Genomic DNA, 19,423 nt, shown 5'->3' with positions numbered 1-19,423 from the left:
AAATTAAAAAACTACTTTCTTGTTTATTCTGTTTCCATTATTTAATGTAATAATTAAAATTAAAGCCTGATTACTTTTTTTAACATTACTAATAGAAACCCTTTCACTTAAAACAGATTTTCTAACTGATAATTCTCTTCCTAAAACATCGTAAACTTCAATTTTGTCAATTGAATTACCATTAGAAAAAATAGTAATTTCATTTTCTGTAGTATAGACAATTACATCTTCTAAAGAATTTTCAATTAAAGTTGGTCTTTTGTAGACTATTTCAAAACGATCATTAAAAATTCCAGGTTCAGATAAGAAACTATAGGAGTTGTCTTTCAGGTCAATCAAACTATTTGTTAATTTGTCTTTTAAGTATATAGACTTGGAGCTAAAAACGCCTTCAAAATTTTCTAATGAAATTGAAAAAAATCCAGACGTTTCAGATTTAAAGCCTAGTAATACGCTATCATCTTCATTAAAAGCTGGCCTTCCTTGAATTACATATTTTACATCATCTATTAACGTATAAATCATTGGAATTCCAATCTCAAAGGCTTTCCCATCAATACCTAAATCAAAATTATTACTTGCTTTATCTGTATAACCAATTAAAATTTGATTATAAGCTTTGTTATCGCCATTTAGATTTATCCTAAATACATCCCTGTTTTCAGCAAGTTCATTTCTAAAAAACTGAGAATTTTTAACATCATATCGCAAGGCATTATGAAACCAAGCGGTGGTATTTTCAGATGAATAAAGGTAAAAACCCTGACCAGGCTTAATAGTGCCATCAGGAATTTGACCACCCGCGGCAGCTGCCACACCTCCTAAATTCGTATATGAAGCAAAATTATTCATTGGATACAAGCCTCCAATGGCTTGACTTGTATGAGTCCAAAAATACAAAGTTTCAATAGTTCTGTTTAAACCAATGAAATGACTCGCTTGTATGGTGGCAGGATATGGATTTCCTAACAAATTATATCCTAAATTTATTGGACTAAAATATTCTCCATTATTAGGAATCCCTACAAAAGTTCCAAAATAAGGGCTTGAAATTGATGAAGACCAATTATTAGGACTTCTAATGACATAGCCTTTAGTTGCTAGAAAATTATTAAGTGATGGATTTATCGAAATATATGCAGTTGATGGAGTTGTTCCAGAAGAAATATATTCATAAAAACGATTTGAAAGGGTATTTGGCGAAAATGCTAAAAGATTTTGATTGCTTACTGGAGCCGACCACGCGGTATAATCTAAGCGCAAAACAGGAGCGCTTTCCCTCATTAAAGTTATATTTCCTGAATTCGAAACATGATTAATTTGTACTAAGTTCGCACTATTTTGAATTGTAAAACTAGCAGTAGGATCAACATTTATATTTCTAACAATAGTAAAAGTGTGATTAGATTGTAAATTTACCTGCGATGTTCCTATTATAGAAAGCGAACACGCATACAAGTCGCCTGAGGAAGTAAAATTTCCAGAGATAATAGCTTTAACTCCTTTGTCAGGAACACCATTACTCCATGAAAAACCATCCCAAATTGTTGTATTAGGACAAGATAGTGTATTCCAAGTATCTGGAGCTTGAGGTCCACCCCATATCAAAGTAGCCAAATAAGGATTATCGATAAATGGATTTCTATTCCCCTGAATAGACTCTAAAACATTATTTCTAGTTCTTTCAAAATCACTAACTGGATCTTCTTCATTCCATTCTAAAAAAATATCTGGCATATCTGCATTGTATGTTGTTGCACCAGAACCAACATTAATAGCTAAACATCGTGTATTGTAGCGAACATACATATACATCATCATTCGAGCAATATCTCCTTTCCATTCATCACCAGGATACCAATATATCCCAACAGGCCCAGCATCACCTTCACCGTCTGCATAAAGTCTATTTCCTCTATCGGCATTAAATGTTACATCAGAGGCACGTATATGATGCGCATCGGTCCCTGGCCCAGGTGAAGAAGTAACTAAAGCAGGTGTCCCTAATGAAAGTGCATAGCAATGCTCTCTATTCCATGAGCCTGCAGGACAAGTTGTACTACAAATATTAGTAACAGCATCAATTCTATCATTTTTAAAAATGGCATCTACGTCATTATAACCGTAAATAAGTAGCACTTGAGAAGAATTTAATGGGTTTTTATCACCCGACTGTAAGGCATCCCAAACATCTGTAGCAGTAGAAGTATATGGTAATTGATTTGTATGTGTAGTAGTAATTAAAGTTGATAATTGTGCTTTTAATGTATTACCGGATTGGGTAAAATCAATAGAGCTATAGTAAGTAGGTATTTGAGAATAACTTATTAGTGATAAAAGTAAAAAAAATAACTTTGACTTCATTTGTTTCAAATTTGGGAGTACCAAAATAGAAAAAAAACACCAAAACAGATATAAACAATTCTTAAGATTTCATAAAAACAAAAAAACCTTAATTTCAAAAAGAAACTAAGGTTTTAAGTGGTACCTCCAGGGATCGAACCAGGGACACATGGATTTTCAGTCCATTGCTCTACCATCTGAGCTAAGGTACCGTTACAATTTTGAGCATTACTGCTTGTTGATTGCGGGTGCAAATATAGAACGATTTTTATATTTTCCAAAACAAATAATAAAAAAAATCAATTTGTATATTTGCACTTCATAAAACAAAACCATGCTTTTAACAATCGATGTTGGAAATTCAAGAATTAAAGTTGCTGTCTTTGAACACAATAAGCAAGTTGACTTTTTTATTTTCGAAACAAATGAAGCGCTTAAAAACTTTGAAAATATTTTTCAAAAATATCCCAATCTTCAAAAAATCATCCTTTCTTCGGTTGGAAAATTAGATGAAGAAGTGGTGAATTTCATCAAATGTAAGTTCCAAACAGAAATTATTGACCATAAATCGAAATTTCCTTTCACTAATTTATATGCCACACCAGAAACCTTAGGAATAGATCGAATGGTTTTAGCTGCAGGTGCTACTTTAATTTACCCAAATCAAAACAAATTAATTATTGATGCTGGAACTTGCATTACCTATGATTTCGTGAATGCTGAAAATCAATATTTAGGAGGCGCTATTTCACCTGGCATAAAAATTAGATACAAGAGTTTAAACAATTACACTTCAAAATTGCCGTTATTAACTTTAAGCGAGGATTTCGAAATTATAGGAAATAGCACAAAAAGTGCCATTCATAGTGGTGTAATCAATGGCGTAATCTTTGAAATTGAAGGGTTTATTTCACAATATTCCCTTAAAAATCAAGATTTAACAATAATTTTAACAGGAGGAGACGCAGAATTTTTGGCTAAAAGATTAAAAAGCACCATATTTGCCAATTCAAATTTCTTATTAGAAAGTTTGAACTTATTATCACTATACACACAAAAAAATGATTAAAAAACTTATAGTATTTGCTAGTATTTTTGTTTCAATAGCCTCTTGGGGACAAGACAATACCGCATCACCTTACTCTTACTATGGATTAGGAGAAGTGAAATTCCGAGGAACTCAAGACGCTAGAGCAATGGGAGGATTGGCAATTACAGGAGATAGTATTCAATTAGGATTAATGAATCCAGCCTCTTATTCAAAACTAAAATTAACCACTTTCGCTGTTGGAGGAACATCTTCTTTTACAAATTTTAGTACTGACACAGAAAAAGAAAAAGCACAGAGAACAAGTTTTGATTATCTAGCTGTTGGCTTACCATTAGGAAAATTCGGTGTAGCTTTTGGATTAATGCCATACTCTGCTGTTGGATACAAAAACGAAAACATCATTGTTTCAACTGAAGACACTCGCTACTACAGATCTCAAGGAAATGGATATATCAACAAAGTTTTTTTGGGTAGCTCATATACTTTTAATAAAAACTTAAGTATTGGTTTTGATTTTGCATATCATTTTGGAGACATTACAAATGATTTTAACGAACGAATTTTAGCTCCAGATTTTACTCAATACACAACACTTGAGAGAAATATTAGTGAATTAAATGGAGTTTCTTTTAATTTTGGAATGCTTTACAATACTAAAATAAACTCAAAACTTACATTTCAATCGAGCTTAACCTATAGCCCAGAAAGCAAATTAAGCACAAATAACTCTAGAAGCATAGCAACAATTATTTATTCTTCATCAGGAACTGAACTATCAAACGACACTGAAGACATTGTTATACCAAACAAACAAGTAATTATTCCAAGCAAATTAAGCTTAGGTTTTGGATTAGGCGAAAATAAAAAATGGTTGTTAGGAACTGAACTAACATTCACCCAAAATAAAAACTTAGTTAATAGATTTGCCGAAAGCACTTCGGTCGCTTACGAAAACTCAACTCGTTTTGCACTTGGTGGCTATTATATTCCAAAATACGACTCGTTTTCAAACTACTTTGATAGAATTGTTTACAGAGCTGGATTCAAATATGAAAACACAGGTTTAGTATTGAAAAATGAGAGTATAAAAGATTATGGCATGAATTTTGGATTAGGATTACCACTAGGAGTTTCAAAAATCGATTTAGGTTTCGAATTTGGAAAAAGAGGAACTTCATCAAACGGCTTAATTGAAGAAAATTATTTTAATGTAAGTGTTGGGATAAATCTTGGAGCTAAGTGGTTTGAAAAAAGAAAAATTGATTAATAAATATTTACAGGAAGAAAAAATGAAAACAAAATTAACTTTACTATTTATTGCTATAGCTGGTTTTTTTGTTCAAGCTCAAAACACTGAAGCTTGTACAGAAACCTTGAGCTTAATGACAACTTCAGTTAAAGCTAAAGATGCAACATCTTACGATTATTTAACAACTTTAAGAAAAGATTGTCCTTCTTTCCACAAAAGTATTTACTCTTTTGGAGAATTAGCTATTAAGTTGAAAATTGAAAAAGCAACAACACCTCAAGATAAAGAAAAATACGTTCGTGATTTATTAAAATTATATGATGAGCATGATCAACATTTCCCAAACAATGGTGCTGGGAATAAAATGAAAAAAGGTTTAGCATTGTTTGAAAATAAAATTGGAACTTCAGACGAAGTATATCAATTACTTGATGATGCATTTAAAACTGATTATGCAAATTTCAAATATGCAAAAGCAATGTATGTTTACTTTGAAATCTTAGTAAACAAACACAAAGCCAACAAAGGGGTTGAATTACAACAAGTATTTGATAAATATGACGATATTTCTAAAAAACTTGATGAAGAAGAAAAAGAATTATCAGAAGAGAATGATGGTTTCTTAACAAGAGAAGAAGCTGGACAAGTTTTATCTGACAAAGAAAAAACAAGAAAAGCTAGAATTGAAAATAGTTTAGAAATTTTTGGAAACGTTAGAAATGACATGGATAACATCGTATTAGAATTATCTACTTGCGAAAAACTTATTCCATTCTACCAAAAAGGATTTGAGTTAAATAAAACTAATGAGGAATGGTTAAAAAGAGCTGCAAGCCGTTTAGATGCTAAAGGATGTGATTCTGATCCAATATTCTCAAAAATATCTGAAGCTCTTTACAAATTAAACCCAAGTGCTGATGCAGCATATCAATTAGGTGTAGTAGAAATTCAAAGAAAAAATACGACTAAAGCTTTAGATTATTTCAATCAAGCTGCTAACTTATATACTGACAACACTAAGAAAGCTAATGTGTATTACAGAATTGCTGCAATGTATAGCAAATCAAATAAGGTTCAAGCTCGTACTTATGCAAGAAAAGCTTTATCTGTAAAACCATCTTTCGGTAAAGCCTATTTATTAATAGCGCAATTATACGGAAGTAGCATAAATGATTGTGGAAATGACCAATTTGAAAAAAGAGCAATGTACTGGTTAGCAGCACAATATTGCGACAAAGCTGGCGCAGTTGATTCATCAATCAAAGCAACAGCAAGTAAAACCGCTGCAAGTTATAGAGCCGCTGCTCCATCTAAAACAGAAATTTTCCAATCTGGAAAAGCAGGGCAAAGAGTTGCTTTTAACTGTTGGGTTGGAGAGAGCATTGTAGTTCCAAGCTTATAAGATGAAGCTATTCATTAAAAATAATATTTTAAACATGGTCACGATATTTATCGTGACTATGTTTTTTTCATGTGAAAGTGACATCAAAAAGGTACAACAACTTAGCGAAACAAGTTTTATACCTACTGGAGAAGCCGACACTTTAAATTTAAAATACACCGATTCTGGCAAAATCAAGTCGATTTTAAAAAGTCCAAAAATGTTGGACTACAGCAATATTAACAATCCTTTTACCGAATTTCCTAAAGGGATTCATGTAACCTTATTTGACAACAAAGGAAATACTACTACGGTTGTTGCAGATTATGCTATTTCTTACAAGAAAACAGACATTATTGATCTGCAAGGCAATGTTGTCATAAGTTCGCAAAACAGTAAAAAACTAGAAACCTCACAATTGTATTTTGACCAAAAAAACGAGTGGTTCTTTACAGAAAAACATTTTAAATACACTGACGAAGCTGGTGGATATTTAGAAGGTCCAGGAGTAGATTTCAGTAAAGACTTCAAAATTTTTAACATGCAACAAAGTAGTGGTGAAGTAAACACTTCTGACAAATAATTGTTTTGCATTTTCCTTTTTATTACATTTGATAAAATTATTTCACTATGGCTTATTTAAAATTCATCCAATATATCTATTTAATTTTTGCAATTTTCTTCTTATACGATGCTTTTAGAAAATATCAAGAAGGAAAAGAATTAAGTGACATAGGCTTAAGTCTAATTATTGCTGGTGTTTCGATAGGAATGTTTTTCTTTAGAAGACATTTTCACAACAAATACCAAAAAAAGTAAATCTTAAATGGAGATAGCCATTATCGTAATTTGTTTACTGCTTTCGGCTTTCTTTTCTGGAATGGAAATCGCTTATGTTTCTTCTAACAAAGTGTATTTATCTATTGAGAAAAGACAACAAAACTTTAATGCTTCAATCCTTAATAAACTTACTGAAAAACCTTCTCAGTTTATCACTTCAATGCTCGTTGGAAACAATGTAGTATTAGTCGTTTATGGTATATATTCAGGTGATTTAATCATAAATTGGCTGAAAGATTATTTCGAACTTACAGCTTTTTTTGGATTATTGTTACAAACGCTAATTTCAACAGCAATCATCTTATTAACCGCAGAATTTCTTCCAAAAGTTTTCTTTCAAATTTACGCGAATTCCTTTATCAAATTTTTTGCAGTTCCTAGTTATTTCTTTTACCAATTGTTCTTTTGGCCTACAAAGTTTATCATTTGGATTTCAGATATTATTTTAAGAAAGTTCTTTAAAACTCCGGGTGATCAAGTCCAAGAATATTTCAGCAAAGTAGAATTAGGTAACTACATTACAGAACAAATGAACAATGTTTCGCATGATAATGAAATTGATTCCGAAATTCAAATCTTTCAAAACGCATTAGAATTTTCTGATTTGAAAGCAAGAGATATCATGACGCCAAGAACCGAAATTAGTGGTGTTGACATTTTAGATTCGATTTCAGAACTGAAAGATTTATTTATAAAAACGGGTTATTCCAAACTGCTTATTTATCAAAATTCTATTGATGATATTTTAGGTTATGTACATTCTTTCGAATTATTCAAAAAACCAAAAACCATTAAAAGTGTCATGATTCCTGTGGAATATATTCCAGAAACCATTTACATTAAAGATGCTTTAGATTTACTAACCAAAAAAAGAAAAAGTATCGCTGTGGTCTTAGATGAATATGGAGGAACATCTGGCATTATAACTGTGGAAGACATTATTGAACAACTTTTTGGAGAAATTGAAGACGAACACGATTTAGATGAAGAATTGATAGACGAAATCATAGAAGAAAACACGTATTTATTCTCTGCCCGACTAGAAGTTGAATTCTTAAATGAAAAATACAACTTACAAATTCCAGAATCTGATTCGTACACTACTTTAGGTGGTTATATCGTAAATCACACTAAGGAAATTCCAATAAATGAAGAAAAAATTATCATAGAAAATTTCGAAATTATCATCCATTCGGCAAGTAATAAAAAAATCGAATTGGTTCGTTTTTCCATAAAAGAAGAAAAAAGATAAAAATCTTTAAAAAATTGAAGTAAAATATGACTTTACTATTTTATTATTAAATAGATAATTGTATTTTCGCCCTCTGAAAAAAATTAAACACAAATAAAAATGGCAGTTTTATCTAAAATTAGACAACGTTCATTCTTCCTAATTATTATCATTGCTTTAGCATTGTTTTCATTTGTATTAGCAGATGTTATTCAAAGCGGCACATTTAGCTCAGGAGCTAACGATGTAGGTTCGGTTAATGGCACAGACATTGAAGCACAACAATTTATGCAAAATGTTGCTATGATTGAAAAACAAGGACAAGGTACTAGCACAACTCAAGCTATGAATAGTGCTTGGGAACAAGAAGTTAGAAGAATTATCCTTACAGAAGAATTTGACAAATTAGGTTTAAAAATCGGTAGCGAACAATTAATCAACGTTATCAAACAAAATCCTAACTTAGCTCAAAATCCTCAATTTTTGAATGCTGCTGGTCAGTTTGACGAAAACAAATTCAAAGAATCTTTAAAAGGAATCAAAAACGCTCCAGACCAAACTCAATGGTTACAATGGAAAGAATTTGAAAAAAATATTGAAAGATATGCTGTTGAGCAAATGTATAACACTATGATTAAATCAGGTGTTTATACAACTAAAGCTGAAGGTAAATTCCAATACAAATTAGAAAACGATAAAGCAGATTTCGATTATGTAACGGTTGCTTTCTCAACTGTAAACGATGATCAAGTTAAGGTTACTGATGCTGAGATTATCGATTTTATGAAAAAATCACCTAAAAAATACAAATCAGATAATACAACAAGTATTGACTTTGTATTAGTAGAAAACAAACCATCAAAAGAAGATGAGCAAGCTATGTTATCTTCAATTGGTGAAGTTAGAGCTAAATTTGATTCAGTTGCAAATGTTGGAGAATTTGTTAATGCAAACTCTGACATTAAATTTGATTCAACTTATTTAGCTAAAAAAGATTTACCTCTTGATTATCAAGAAGCATTATTCAACTTACCAGTTGGTGGAATTTACGGACCATACGTTTTCAACGGACACCAATGTATTTCTAGAATGATTGCTAAAAAAGGAAATGCAAGTGCAAAAGCTAGTCACATTTTATTAGCTTATAAAGGCGCTCCTCAATCAACTGCAACTAGAACTAAAGAAGAAGCGCAAGCTTTAGCAAATGACTTATTAGCACAAGCAAAAGCTAATCCAGGAAATTTCGCTATGTTAGCTATGACAAATTCTGACGACCCAGGATCTAAAAATAATGGTGGTGAGTACGACAACATTACTCCAGGACAAATGGTTCCTCAATTTAATGATTATGTATTTAATAACGCTATTGGTTCAATTGGTGTTGTTGAAACAGATTTTGGTTTCCACGTAATTAAAGTTACAGACAAATACGATGCTGTTTTAATGGGAACAGTTGCTCAAAAAGTTCAACCTTCTGAAGCTACAATTGATGCTATTTACACAAAAGCAAGTCAATTAGAAGCAGATGCTAATGAAAATTCAGATTTTGCAGCTTTAGCTAAAAAAGCAGGATTAGAAGTAATTCCAGCTACTAACTTAAAAGGATTTGACGAATACGTTCAAGGAGTAGGTTCTCAAAGAGAAATCATCAGATGGTCATTCAACAAAGATACTGAAATAGGTGATGTTAGACGTTTTGAAGTTCCTCAAGGTTTTGTTATTGCAAAATTAAAAGATAGAAACGAAAGCGGCTTATTACCTCTTGATATTGCAAAACAATCTGTTGAACCAATCATCAAGAACCAGAAAAAAGCTGAAATTATCAAGAAAAAAATGAGTGGTAGTTCTTTAGAAGCGGTTGCTAAGGCATCTGGCGCTACAGTTCAACCTGCTACTGGTGTTTCTTTAAAAATGCCAGTTCTTCCAAATATTGGTAACGAACCTAAAGTTGTAGGTAAAGCATTTGGATTAGCTGCAGGTAAAACTTCTGAAATTATTGAAGGAAATTCAGGTATGTTTATGGTAAGAGCTAAAGCAGTAACTAAAGCTCCTGAAGTTCCAAGTTACACCACTTACATTACACAAGACAGAACACAAAATCAATCATATGGCGTTTCTAAAGCATATACAGCTTTAAAAGACAAAGCAGATATTAAAGATAATAGAGCTAACTTCTAATATCGATTTTGATTATAAACAAAAAAGAGGCTGATTTTCATCAGCCTCTTTTTTATTTCATTTGTTTGATAGCGTAGGTTACAATTCCCCAAATTATCAACTCGTTTTCTTCTTCAATTTTTATGGGTTGGTATTGAGAATTTTCAGGCATTAAATAAACTTCATCATTATCTTTCTTGATTCTTTTTACCGTAAACTCACCATCAATAAGACAAACAGCTATGGCATTATTTCGAGGTTCTAAACTTCTGTCGATTACTAAAATATCACCATCATCAATCCCTGCTCCTATCATGGAATTTCCACTGGCTTTGGCATAAAATGTGGCTTCTCTATTTTTGACTAACAAATGATCCAAACTCAATTTCAATTCTTCAAAATCAGCTGCAGGCGATGGAAAACCAGCTTTTATTCCACCTGAAATAAAAGAAGTTGGAATAGGATTATCTAAATCGGGAATAAAGAATGTTATTTTAGGATTTACTTGCATTGCACTTCTATTAATTCATTAAAATTGGTAGTATATCGTTTCGACAAGTGATTTTGTTTCATTTTCCAAGTGCGTTTCAAATCTTGAGTCGCCAATCGAATTTTACACTCCCCTACTTTCTCATGATAAGCATCCATGACTTCCATTAGTTTTTGAAACTTTGGATTTTCATCATCAAACAAGTGAAACTGTTTTTGGTTGGCTGGAATAATTTCGGTAACAATCACTCCTGCTTTTTTATAAATAGCGCCTTCTTCATATAATTCTTTCAACATTTTTACAGCCAAACCACTAATTGAAAAAGCGGTATTACTTGGAAAAGACAAAGTTTGTAAACGATAAAAGCTATATTTTGCTCCGTCTGCTTTAAATCTATCTTTACTCAAATATAAAATCACACCATAACAGCATGAATTTTGTTTTCGCAACTTCTCGGAACAAACACTGGCAAAAGTTACTACACGTTCTTTAAGCTCATTGAAGTCGGATATATCTTTTTCAAAACTACGAGTCACAGCAATATTTTTCTTAGCTTTTGGTTCTTCCATCTCCAATACAGATTTACCTTCTAATTCGTATTTTAAACGCATTCCTACCACTCCCATTTCTTTTCGAATAAACCACTCGTTGTGTGGCAAAGTAAAGTCGTAGGCGGTTAAAATTCCTTTCGTTTGCATTTTCTTAGTCAAACGATAACCAATTCCCCAAACATCTTCAATTTTAGTCCATTTTAAAGCTTTGATACGTTTCTCATCGGTATCGATTACATAAACACCTTGTGTTCGTTCGTGAAATTTCTTCGCAATTTTATTCGCAATTTTAGACAATGCTTTAGTAGGTGCAAAACCAATTCCTGTTGGAATACTCAACCATTTTATAATACGCTGACGAATTTGCAAACCATACTCGTGATAATCAGGTATATCTTGACCTGAAAAGTTTAAAAAAGCTTCATCTATACTATAGACCTCAACATTTGGAGTAAAAGGTTCTAACGTTTTCATAACACGATGACTCAAATCACCATACAATGCGTAATTAGAAGAAAAAACTTGAACGTTATGCTGCTTAATCAAATCTCGAACTTTAAATTCGGGCGCACCCATAGGAATTCCAATTGCTTTAGCCTCATTACTACGCGAAATAATACAACCATCATTATTAGACAAAACCACGACTGGTTTGCCATTTAATTGAGGCTGAAAAACACGTTCACACGAAACGTAAAAATTATTACAATCAACTAAAGCATACATCTTGTAAAGTTACTTCAACTTTTACAAAAAGAAAATCAGTCAATTGTTAATGTTAATAAATTATCGCTTCAAAGAAAAGTGTGCTTTGAAAATTTGCTTTGTCGTCCCATTCTGAGGTAAATACTCAACTGTGAACCAATAATCAGTAGAAGGCAATGCTTCACCATTGTAAGTTCCGTCCCAACCTGAACTCGCAGGTGACATTTGTTTTAAGAATTTTCCGTAACGATCAAAAATATTAATCACTGCATCTGGCTGATGACTCAAATCCCAAATATTCCAATTGTCGTTAACTCCATCTCCATTTGGCGTGAAATAATTTGGATAATTGATGATGTAAATTGGACCTACAATTGTTGGATTACATCCTCCTAAAATATCATAAATATTTACGTAGTATTCCCCTGTTGGCAAATTGGCAAACACATTACTTGACTGATATTCAGTTACGCTTCCATCCGGATAAACCAATTGATAGAGATAATCTCCAAATCCTCCTGTTAAATTTATAGTAATAAACGTGTTGTTTTCAAATGGAGTACTCACCGTAAAATCAGCAACAGCTGGACCCGATTGTACAATAGTTACGGTAGTTGTGTTATAGTTACAATTGGCTCCAACATCTGGTGTAAGCTTGATAAATTCAACCGTATAAACACCTGCTTGCGAAGCAGTATAACTTGGGCCCGTTCCCATCAAAGTTCCATTCAAAAACCAATTCACGGTAAAAAACGCAGGATTCAAACCTGAATTCATGGTAAACGTTCTTAAAACATCACCCGTTTGAGAGTCTACACAAATAATTCCACCTTGAATGGTTATATCCAAAAGAGGATGCACTGTAAATGCAAACGAAATTTCGTCATTACAATTTGGATTACCAATAGCCGAAGCATACACATAATACGTATACGTTCCTGGAGTTGAAACATTCAAATTCGTAATTAGATCTGCTGAATTACCTCCCGATTGCGAATAATAACCAATATTATACGTTGTTGTTGGTAATGTTGGCAATACGTAAGTTCCGCATTCTTCGTTATCAAAAACCAATCCTAAAGTGGCTAAATTTGGCGTTTCGGAAACGATGATATCAAAACTATCTTCTTCTGTACAAGTAGTTCTAACATCGGCATTCACCGCATAAACATAGATAGTTGTTGTTGTATTTGGCGTATTGAAAATGGTTCCAGGAGGTACAGGATTTACTCCATTAGGATCATAAAAATATCCAATGGTATAATTAAAAGGTGTTGGTGCTACATGTGTTAAGGCTGGTAATTGATAATTTTCAAATTCACACACATTTACGTTTGGATAATCCGGTAAATTAATTCCATTATAAGTAATTGTAAAAGGACGATTAATTTCGCAACCTGTAGTAGTCTCAATATTATACAAATAGAAAGTTTGGGTAGTATCAAAAACTTGTGTAGAAGAAACAATAGTTCCTCCTCCACTTGGTCCACCAGGCGCAGTATAAATTGTTCCGTTAACTGGTACTGAAATAGTGTAAGGATTACATTCTGTTCTACCAATAACATTATCAGCAGGCGGAAACGGATTCAAAGAAATAGTAAAACTTGATTCATTTTGACAGTTATTAGCATCTAATCCGTTGTAAATATAATAGGTCCCAGGCGATAAGTTTAATCCTGTTAAATCAATTATTTCGCCAGCATTTAATTGTTGTTGACCCATTACTGTTGGACCTCCAGATAAAGTATAGTACGTACCATTCGTTAAAACAGGTAAAACAAATTCACCACAATAAACATCACTTACAATTGTATCTACAGGCGGTAACGGATGAATTGTGATGTTATAATTCAAATTAGAGGTACAATTAGGTAACGTTGTTGTATTCGTAAAATAATATACGACTTGTGAAGACGTGATGTTCAAATCTGTAATTGGAGCTCCTCCACCATTAGGCGCTGTAAAATATCCTCCGAATGGAACCGCTGGCAACGTGTAAGCACCACAACCTGAAACAGCAGTAAAAACAGAAGTATCTACCAAGTCAATCAAAAATGGATTATCTAAAGAACAGCTTCCTGGTGCACCTGAACTCGTTGTATGAGCTAACTGATTGTAAACGTAATACGTGCCTGGAAAATTAGGCCCAGCTACACTTATTACATCACCCGCAAACAAAGGAGTTCCTGAGCCATTTGGTCCAGAAAAATAATTTCCATTTACTAATGCTGGTAAAATATAGTTATCACAACTTACAACATCTGCAGGATCATCTGCTAATGGCAAAGGATGCACGTAGAAAACAAATTGGTCATCTCTACACAATACACCATTTACTTCTGCATAATAATATAAAGTCTCTGTAAAAGTTGCGGCTGTTGCATTTAAATATTCGGTTCCTGCTGGAACAATAACTCCAGTTCCTAAAGGGCCTCCTGGTTGAGTGTAAAAATTTCCAATATTTGCCGGTGGTGTTGGTACAAGAAATCTTCCACAATGGTCTAATTGCGGGACATATTCGTCAATTAAAGTTAAATTAAAACTAGACTCATTTGTACAACCATTAGCATCTGGACCCGCAAAAATAAAATACGTTCCACCATCTACTAAAATATCTCCAATATTAAATTGAACTTGCCCTGGTGTTGTTGGACCGCCTGATAACAGATAATACGTTCCATTTACAATAACTGGCAATGTAAATTGACTACACTCGATTGGGTCTGGAATATCATCAACAATTGGTAACGGATTAACCGTAATCGTTAGAGAAGTAACATCAAAACAAATTGGATTTGAATTATCTTGAATTCGGATTCCAACAGTAACTGTAGTTGTTCCGTTTGGAATTGTAACAGAAGCTACTGGATTTGTTCCCGAAGAAGCCTCCCCAACCGAATTATAATAAGTAACCGTATAATTTGCTGGCGATTGACCATTTAAAACTTCATTAGTTGTACTATTAGTAAAAGCATAAGTCGTATTTCCTTGACCTTCACAAACTGAAACTGGATTAGGTAGCGTTGCAACAACTGCATTCGTAACAATCAAATCAAAAGGATACTCAGCATCGCAAAAATTACCTGTTACGGTGTTGAAAATTTTAATATAAATTGTCTGACCACCAGCACTTGGATAAGAAGTTAAATTTCCAATTGGAATTGGATTATTCGCTGCAATATCAGCAGGCGTTTCATAATAAAAAACATCGTAAATAGTAGAGTCAATTCCTAAAGCTACTTCATTATTGGTAGTCAAATTAAAATTATAAGAAGCTGCACCTGTATTACAGGTTAATAAATCAGATGGGTTTGCAACTGCTAAATCTGTAAATACAATTGTATCAGTAATCGTACATGTTCCTCTTACTGCTTCAACAGAATAAGTACCTGCATGAGTAACAATGTAAGATGAATTAGTTTCTCCAGGAATTGGATTACCATTCTCGTACCAAGTATAGGTAAATGTATTATCTAAATTAGTATTCAATTGGACCGTATCGCCTGTACAAATAATTTGATCTGGACCTAAATCTAAAGTCGTAGTAAAACTACCAGCAGCAATAAAAACTGCCGAATCAAAACCAGAATTAGCATAATCACCAATTACCAATCGTATTCTATAAGGTGTATTTGGAATTACCGCCGAGGAAGCATTCATAACCACAGTTTGTCCTCTCATATTTAATGCCGAAGTAGGGTTTCCAACATTATATGTTCCGAAAAAACCAGGATTAATCGATGCGCAATTGTTATTTGGACTTGAAGGATCGTTGTAAATACTATTTCTAATTGTAGTTACCGATACCGGAGTACTAGTCCCAGGAATTACCGCTAAGTTATTTGAAATTCCAGAAGATAAATCGGTTAATACAAAAGCAAAAACATCACTGAACTCACATTGATAAAAACCATATTCATTAGAAGCAAACAAGAAATTAAAACTAAAACTATTCGAAAGCGGAATAAAATCAAACTCTAAATATTCTGCATTTACAATAGGACTGGTTCCTCCGTTAACATTACTTAAATTTTGCAAAAAAGCATCTCCAGGTGCGTTAACCGCGCTGCTTAAATTAGCTCCCGTATAAGGTCCTTGAGTAAAAGTAGCTACTCCATTTCTAATAATTATTCCTTCAGAAATTGGAAAAGACGAACCATTTTGATTAAAATAAGCAACCGCTTGAGTGGATGAAACCGAAATATTAGAAACTTCAACACATGAATTTCCTAATAACAAATCAACTAACTGAGCTGGCGAATTTGTAGTGTTATCTACCGTTATTGCTTGTGAAAACAAACAACTCGAATATAGAAAGGCGAATATAAAAAGTAAGTTTTTCAAGATTTATATGGGGATTAAAATCATTGATATAAATATAACTAAAAAAGGCTAAACAGGATTATTTAAATCAAAAAAAAGTTTGAACATTGTTAAATATTCAAACTTTTTGTTAATTATTTATATTTTCGTTAATCGTTCAGCTTCAAAACAGCCATAAATGCTTCTTGAGGAATTTCTACATTTCCTACTTGACGCATACGTTTTTTACCTTTTTTCTGTTTTTCAAGAAGTTTACGTTTACGAGAGATATCTCCACCATAACATTTTGCAGTTACGTCTTTTCTTAAAGCTTTAATCGTTTCACGAGCAATTACTTTAGCTCCAATTGCAGCCTGAATTGGAATATCAAATTGTTGTCTTGGGATTAACTCTTTCAGTTTTTCACACATTTTTTTACCAATATGATACGCATTACTTTCATGAATTAAAGCCGAAAGCGCATCAACTGGTTGTGCATTTAACAAGACGTCTAAACGAACTAATTTTGATTCACGCATTCCAATTGGATGATAATCAAAAGAAGCATATCCTTTAGAGACTGTTTTTAATCTATCATAAAAATCGAATACGATTTCCGCTAACGGCATATCAAAATTCAATTCTACACGTTCTGTTGTTAAATACGTTTGATTGGTAATTACACCACGTTTTTCAATACACAAACTCATTACGTTTCCAACAAAATCCGATTTTGTGATGATGGTTGCTTTGATATATGGTTCTTCTACTCTATCTAATTTAGATGGCTCAGGTAAATCAGATGGATTATTTACAATTAAGATAGTATCAGGTTCTTTTTTAGTATACGCATGATACGAAACGTTAGGAACAGTAGTAATTACCGTCATATCAAACTCACGCTCTAAACGCTCTTGGATAATTTCCATGTGTAGCATTCCTAAGAATCCACATCGGAAACCAAATCCTAATGCAGCTGAACTTTCCGCAGCAAATACTAAAGAAGCATCGTTTAACTGAAGTTTCTCCATCGAAGCACGCAAATCTTCATAATCTTCTGTGTCTACAGGATAAATTCCAGCGAAAACCATTGGTTTTACATCTTCAAAACCTTTAATCATATTTGTTGTAGGCGTTTTTGCATCGGTAATAGTATCTCCTACTTTTACCTCTTTAGCTTCTTTAATTCCAGAAACTAAATAACCTACATCACCTGTTGAAATAACACTTTTGGGTACTTGATTTAATTTTAATGTCCCAACTTCATCGGCAAAATATTCATTGCCTGTAGCCATGAATTTAATCTTCTGCCCTTTTTTAATTTCTCCATTAATAACACGGAAAATTACTTCAATACCTCTAAAAGGATTATAATGCGAGTCGAAAATCAAAGCTTGTAATGGTTCTTCTGGATCTCCTTTTGGAGCCGGAATTTTATCAATAATGGCTGCCAAAATATTTTCAACACCAAAACCGGTTTTACCAGAAGCATGAATAATATCTTCTAATTTACATCCTAATAAATCAATAATATCATCACTAACTTCCTCTGGATTAGCACTTGGCAAATCTACTTTATTTAAAACCGGAATAATTTCCAAGTCATTTTCTAAAGCCAAATATAAATTCGAAATCGTTTGTGCCTGAATACTTTGCGCTGCATCTACAATTAACAAAGCGCCTTCACAAGCGGCAATCGAACGAGAAACCTCATACGAGAAATCCACGTGACCTGGCGTGTCAATCAAATTCAAAATATATTGTTCCCCTTTGTAGGTATATTCCATTTGAATAGCGTGACTTTTTATAGTAATCCCACGTTCGCGTTCTAAGTCCATGTTATCTAGTAACTGAGCCTTTTCTTCACGAGCTGTAACCGTTTGTGTAGCACCTAATAAACGGTCTGCCAACGTACTTTTTCCGTGGTCAATGTGTGCAATAATGCAGAAATTTCTAATGTTTTTCATCTTTCAATGTAAAGTTCATGTACAAGAGGCATTTTCATCTTCCAAACTCTTGTTCGTTTAATCTGCAAATATAAGCTAAAGTTTTGGATTTTAAAGCCGATAAACTTTGGAAACCCATTCGATTTAAAAAATTCCTATCTTTGCAAAAAATTGAAGCACCATGCCTAAAATTGGTAACATCATACTACCCGATTTTCCTTTATTATTAGCCCCAATGGAAGACGTGAGCGACCCACCATTTCGTCGTTTATGTAAATTACATGGCGCTGATTTGATGTATTCTGAATTTATTTCATCAGAAGGATTGATTCGTGATGCGGTGAAAAGCAAGCAAAAGCTAGATATTTTTGATTATGAACGACCTGTTGGAATCCAAATATTTGGTGGTGATGAAGAAGCGATGGAAATGTCATCACGAATTGTGGATGCGGTACAACCTGATTTAGTAGACATCAATTTTGGTTGTCCAGTAAAAAAAGTAGTTTGTAAAGGTGCTGGAGCTGGGGTTTTAAAAGATGTAGATTTGATGGTGCGATTAACCAAAGCAGTAATCAAAGGAACCAATCTTCCTGTTACAGTTAAAACACGTCTAGGCTGGGATGAAAGTTCCATAAATATTGATGAAGTTGCCGAACGTTTGCAAGACATTGGTGTGCAAGCCTTAACGGTTCATGCCAGAACACGTGCTCAAATGTACAAAGGACATTCAGATTGGAGTCATATTGAACGTGTGAAAAATAATCCAAGAATTACAATGCCAATTTTTGGAAATGGCGATATTGATTCTCCTGAAAAAGCATTGGAATACAAAAATAAATATGGTTTAGATGGCATGATGATTGGTCGCGCCGCGATTGGTTATCCTTGGATTTTTAATGAAATTAAACATTATTTTGCCACAGGAGAAAAATTAGCACCACCAAGCATGAATGACCGAATTGAAGCTGCAAAAAATCACTTAATTTGGAGTATAGAATGGAAAGGCGAACGTTTAGGAATCAACGAAATGCGTCGTCATTATACCAATTATTTCAAAGGTATTCACGGTTTTAAAGAATACAAACAAAAATTGGTTACCACAGATGGTATCAATCAGTTATTGGATGTATTTACCGAAATTGAGCAAGTGTATGCAGATTATGTTTTTGAGGGGTAA

13 protein-coding genes and 1 tRNA gene are annotated in these 19,423 nt (G+C 33.1%); 8 read left to right on the top strand and 6 right to left on the bottom strand.

What is annotated here, in order from left to right; genetic code table 11:
• Positions 1-3 precede the first annotated feature (3 nt).
• A complete protein-coding gene (locus C8D80_RS10695; RefSeq protein ID WP_133610215.1) occupies positions 4-2,364 on the bottom strand; it encodes an endonuclease in 2,361 nt (786 codons plus the stop codon).
• A gap of 118 nt (positions 2,365-2,482) precedes the next feature.
• Positions 2,483-2,555: transfer RNA gene (locus C8D80_RS10690), tRNA-Phe, on the bottom strand.
• A 122-nt stretch (positions 2,556-2,677) separates the two neighbouring features.
• Between C8D80_RS10690 and C8D80_RS10685 the strand changes: the two genes are divergently transcribed.
• From C8D80_RS10685 to C8D80_RS10655, 7 genes are all read left to right on the top strand, one after another.
• Positions 2,678-3,412: a type III pantothenate kinase gene (locus C8D80_RS10685; RefSeq protein WP_133610213.1), complete on the top strand. Its 735-nt coding sequence runs from the start codon at positions 2,678-2,680 to the stop codon at positions 3,410-3,412.
• Positions 3,405-4,661, top strand: a complete 1,257-nt coding sequence (locus C8D80_RS10680; RefSeq protein WP_133610211.1) for a hypothetical protein — start codon at positions 3,405-3,407, stop codon at positions 4,659-4,661. The genes C8D80_RS10685 and C8D80_RS10680 overlap by 8 nt, the downstream gene beginning before the upstream one ends.
• 22 nt (positions 4,662-4,683) lie before the next feature.
• On the top strand, positions 4,684-6,045 hold the full coding sequence (locus C8D80_RS10675) for a tetratricopeptide repeat protein (protein ID WP_133610208.1): 1,362 nt from the start codon (positions 4,684-4,686) through the stop codon (positions 6,043-6,045).
• 34 nt (positions 6,046-6,079) lie between these two features.
• Positions 6,080-6,607 (top strand): LPS export ABC transporter periplasmic protein LptC, encoded by a 528-nt coding sequence (gene lptC, locus C8D80_RS10670; protein WP_242004833.1) that lies wholly within the window; start codon positions 6,080-6,082, stop codon positions 6,605-6,607.
• Between the two features lie 47 nt (positions 6,608-6,654).
• Positions 6,655-6,843 (top strand): hypothetical protein, encoded by a 189-nt coding sequence (locus tag C8D80_RS10665; RefSeq protein ID WP_133610206.1) that lies wholly within the window; start codon positions 6,655-6,657, stop codon positions 6,841-6,843.
• A gap of 7 nt (positions 6,844-6,850) precedes the next feature.
• Positions 6,851-8,116 carry a hemolysin family protein gene (locus C8D80_RS10660; protein ID WP_133610204.1) on the top strand — a complete coding sequence of 422 codons (1,266 nt, stop codon included), beginning with the start codon at positions 6,851-6,853 and terminating at the stop codon, positions 8,114-8,116.
• Positions 8,117-8,215: 99 nt separating this feature from the next.
• Positions 8,216-10,273, top strand: a complete 2,058-nt coding sequence (locus C8D80_RS10655) for a peptidylprolyl isomerase (protein WP_133610202.1) — start codon at positions 8,216-8,218, stop codon at positions 10,271-10,273.
• 52 nt (positions 10,274-10,325) lie between these two features.
• Here the strand turns inward: C8D80_RS10655 and C8D80_RS10650 are convergent, their stop codons facing one another.
• From C8D80_RS10650 to lepA, 4 genes are all read right to left on the bottom strand, one after another.
• Positions 10,326-10,763: a LexA family protein gene (locus C8D80_RS10650; RefSeq protein ID WP_133610200.1), complete on the bottom strand. Its 438-nt coding sequence runs from the start codon at positions 10,761-10,763 to the stop codon at positions 10,326-10,328.
• Positions 10,754-12,019, bottom strand: a complete 1,266-nt coding sequence (locus C8D80_RS10645; RefSeq protein WP_133610198.1) for a Y-family DNA polymerase — start codon at positions 12,017-12,019, stop codon at positions 10,754-10,756. Before C8D80_RS10645 ends, C8D80_RS10650 begins: the two co-directional genes overlap by 10 nt.
• Positions 12,020-12,079: 60 nt before the next feature.
• Complete coding sequence (locus C8D80_RS10640; RefSeq protein WP_133610196.1) at positions 12,080-16,342, bottom strand: T9SS type B sorting domain-containing protein; 4,263 nt, start codon at positions 16,340-16,342, stop codon at positions 12,080-12,082.
• A gap of 128 nt (positions 16,343-16,470) precedes the next feature.
• Positions 16,471-18,267 (bottom strand): translation elongation factor 4, encoded by a 1,797-nt coding sequence (gene lepA / locus C8D80_RS10635; protein ID WP_133610194.1) that lies wholly within the window; start codon positions 18,265-18,267, stop codon positions 16,471-16,473.
• 160 nt (positions 18,268-18,427) lie between these two features.
• Here lepA and dusB point away from each other — a divergent pair, with 160 nt between their 5' ends.
• A complete protein-coding gene (gene dusB, locus C8D80_RS10630; RefSeq protein WP_133610192.1) occupies positions 18,428-19,423 on the top strand; it encodes a tRNA dihydrouridine synthase DusB in 996 nt (331 codons plus the stop codon).

The organism is Flavobacterium cheniae, assembly GCF_004363695.1.
Lineage (GTDB): Bacteria > Bacteroidota > Bacteroidia > Flavobacteriales > Flavobacteriaceae > Flavobacterium > Flavobacterium cheniae.
The sequence above is the reverse complement of the archived record's forward strand: the minus strand, read 5'-3'. Positions and strand labels throughout refer to the sequence as shown.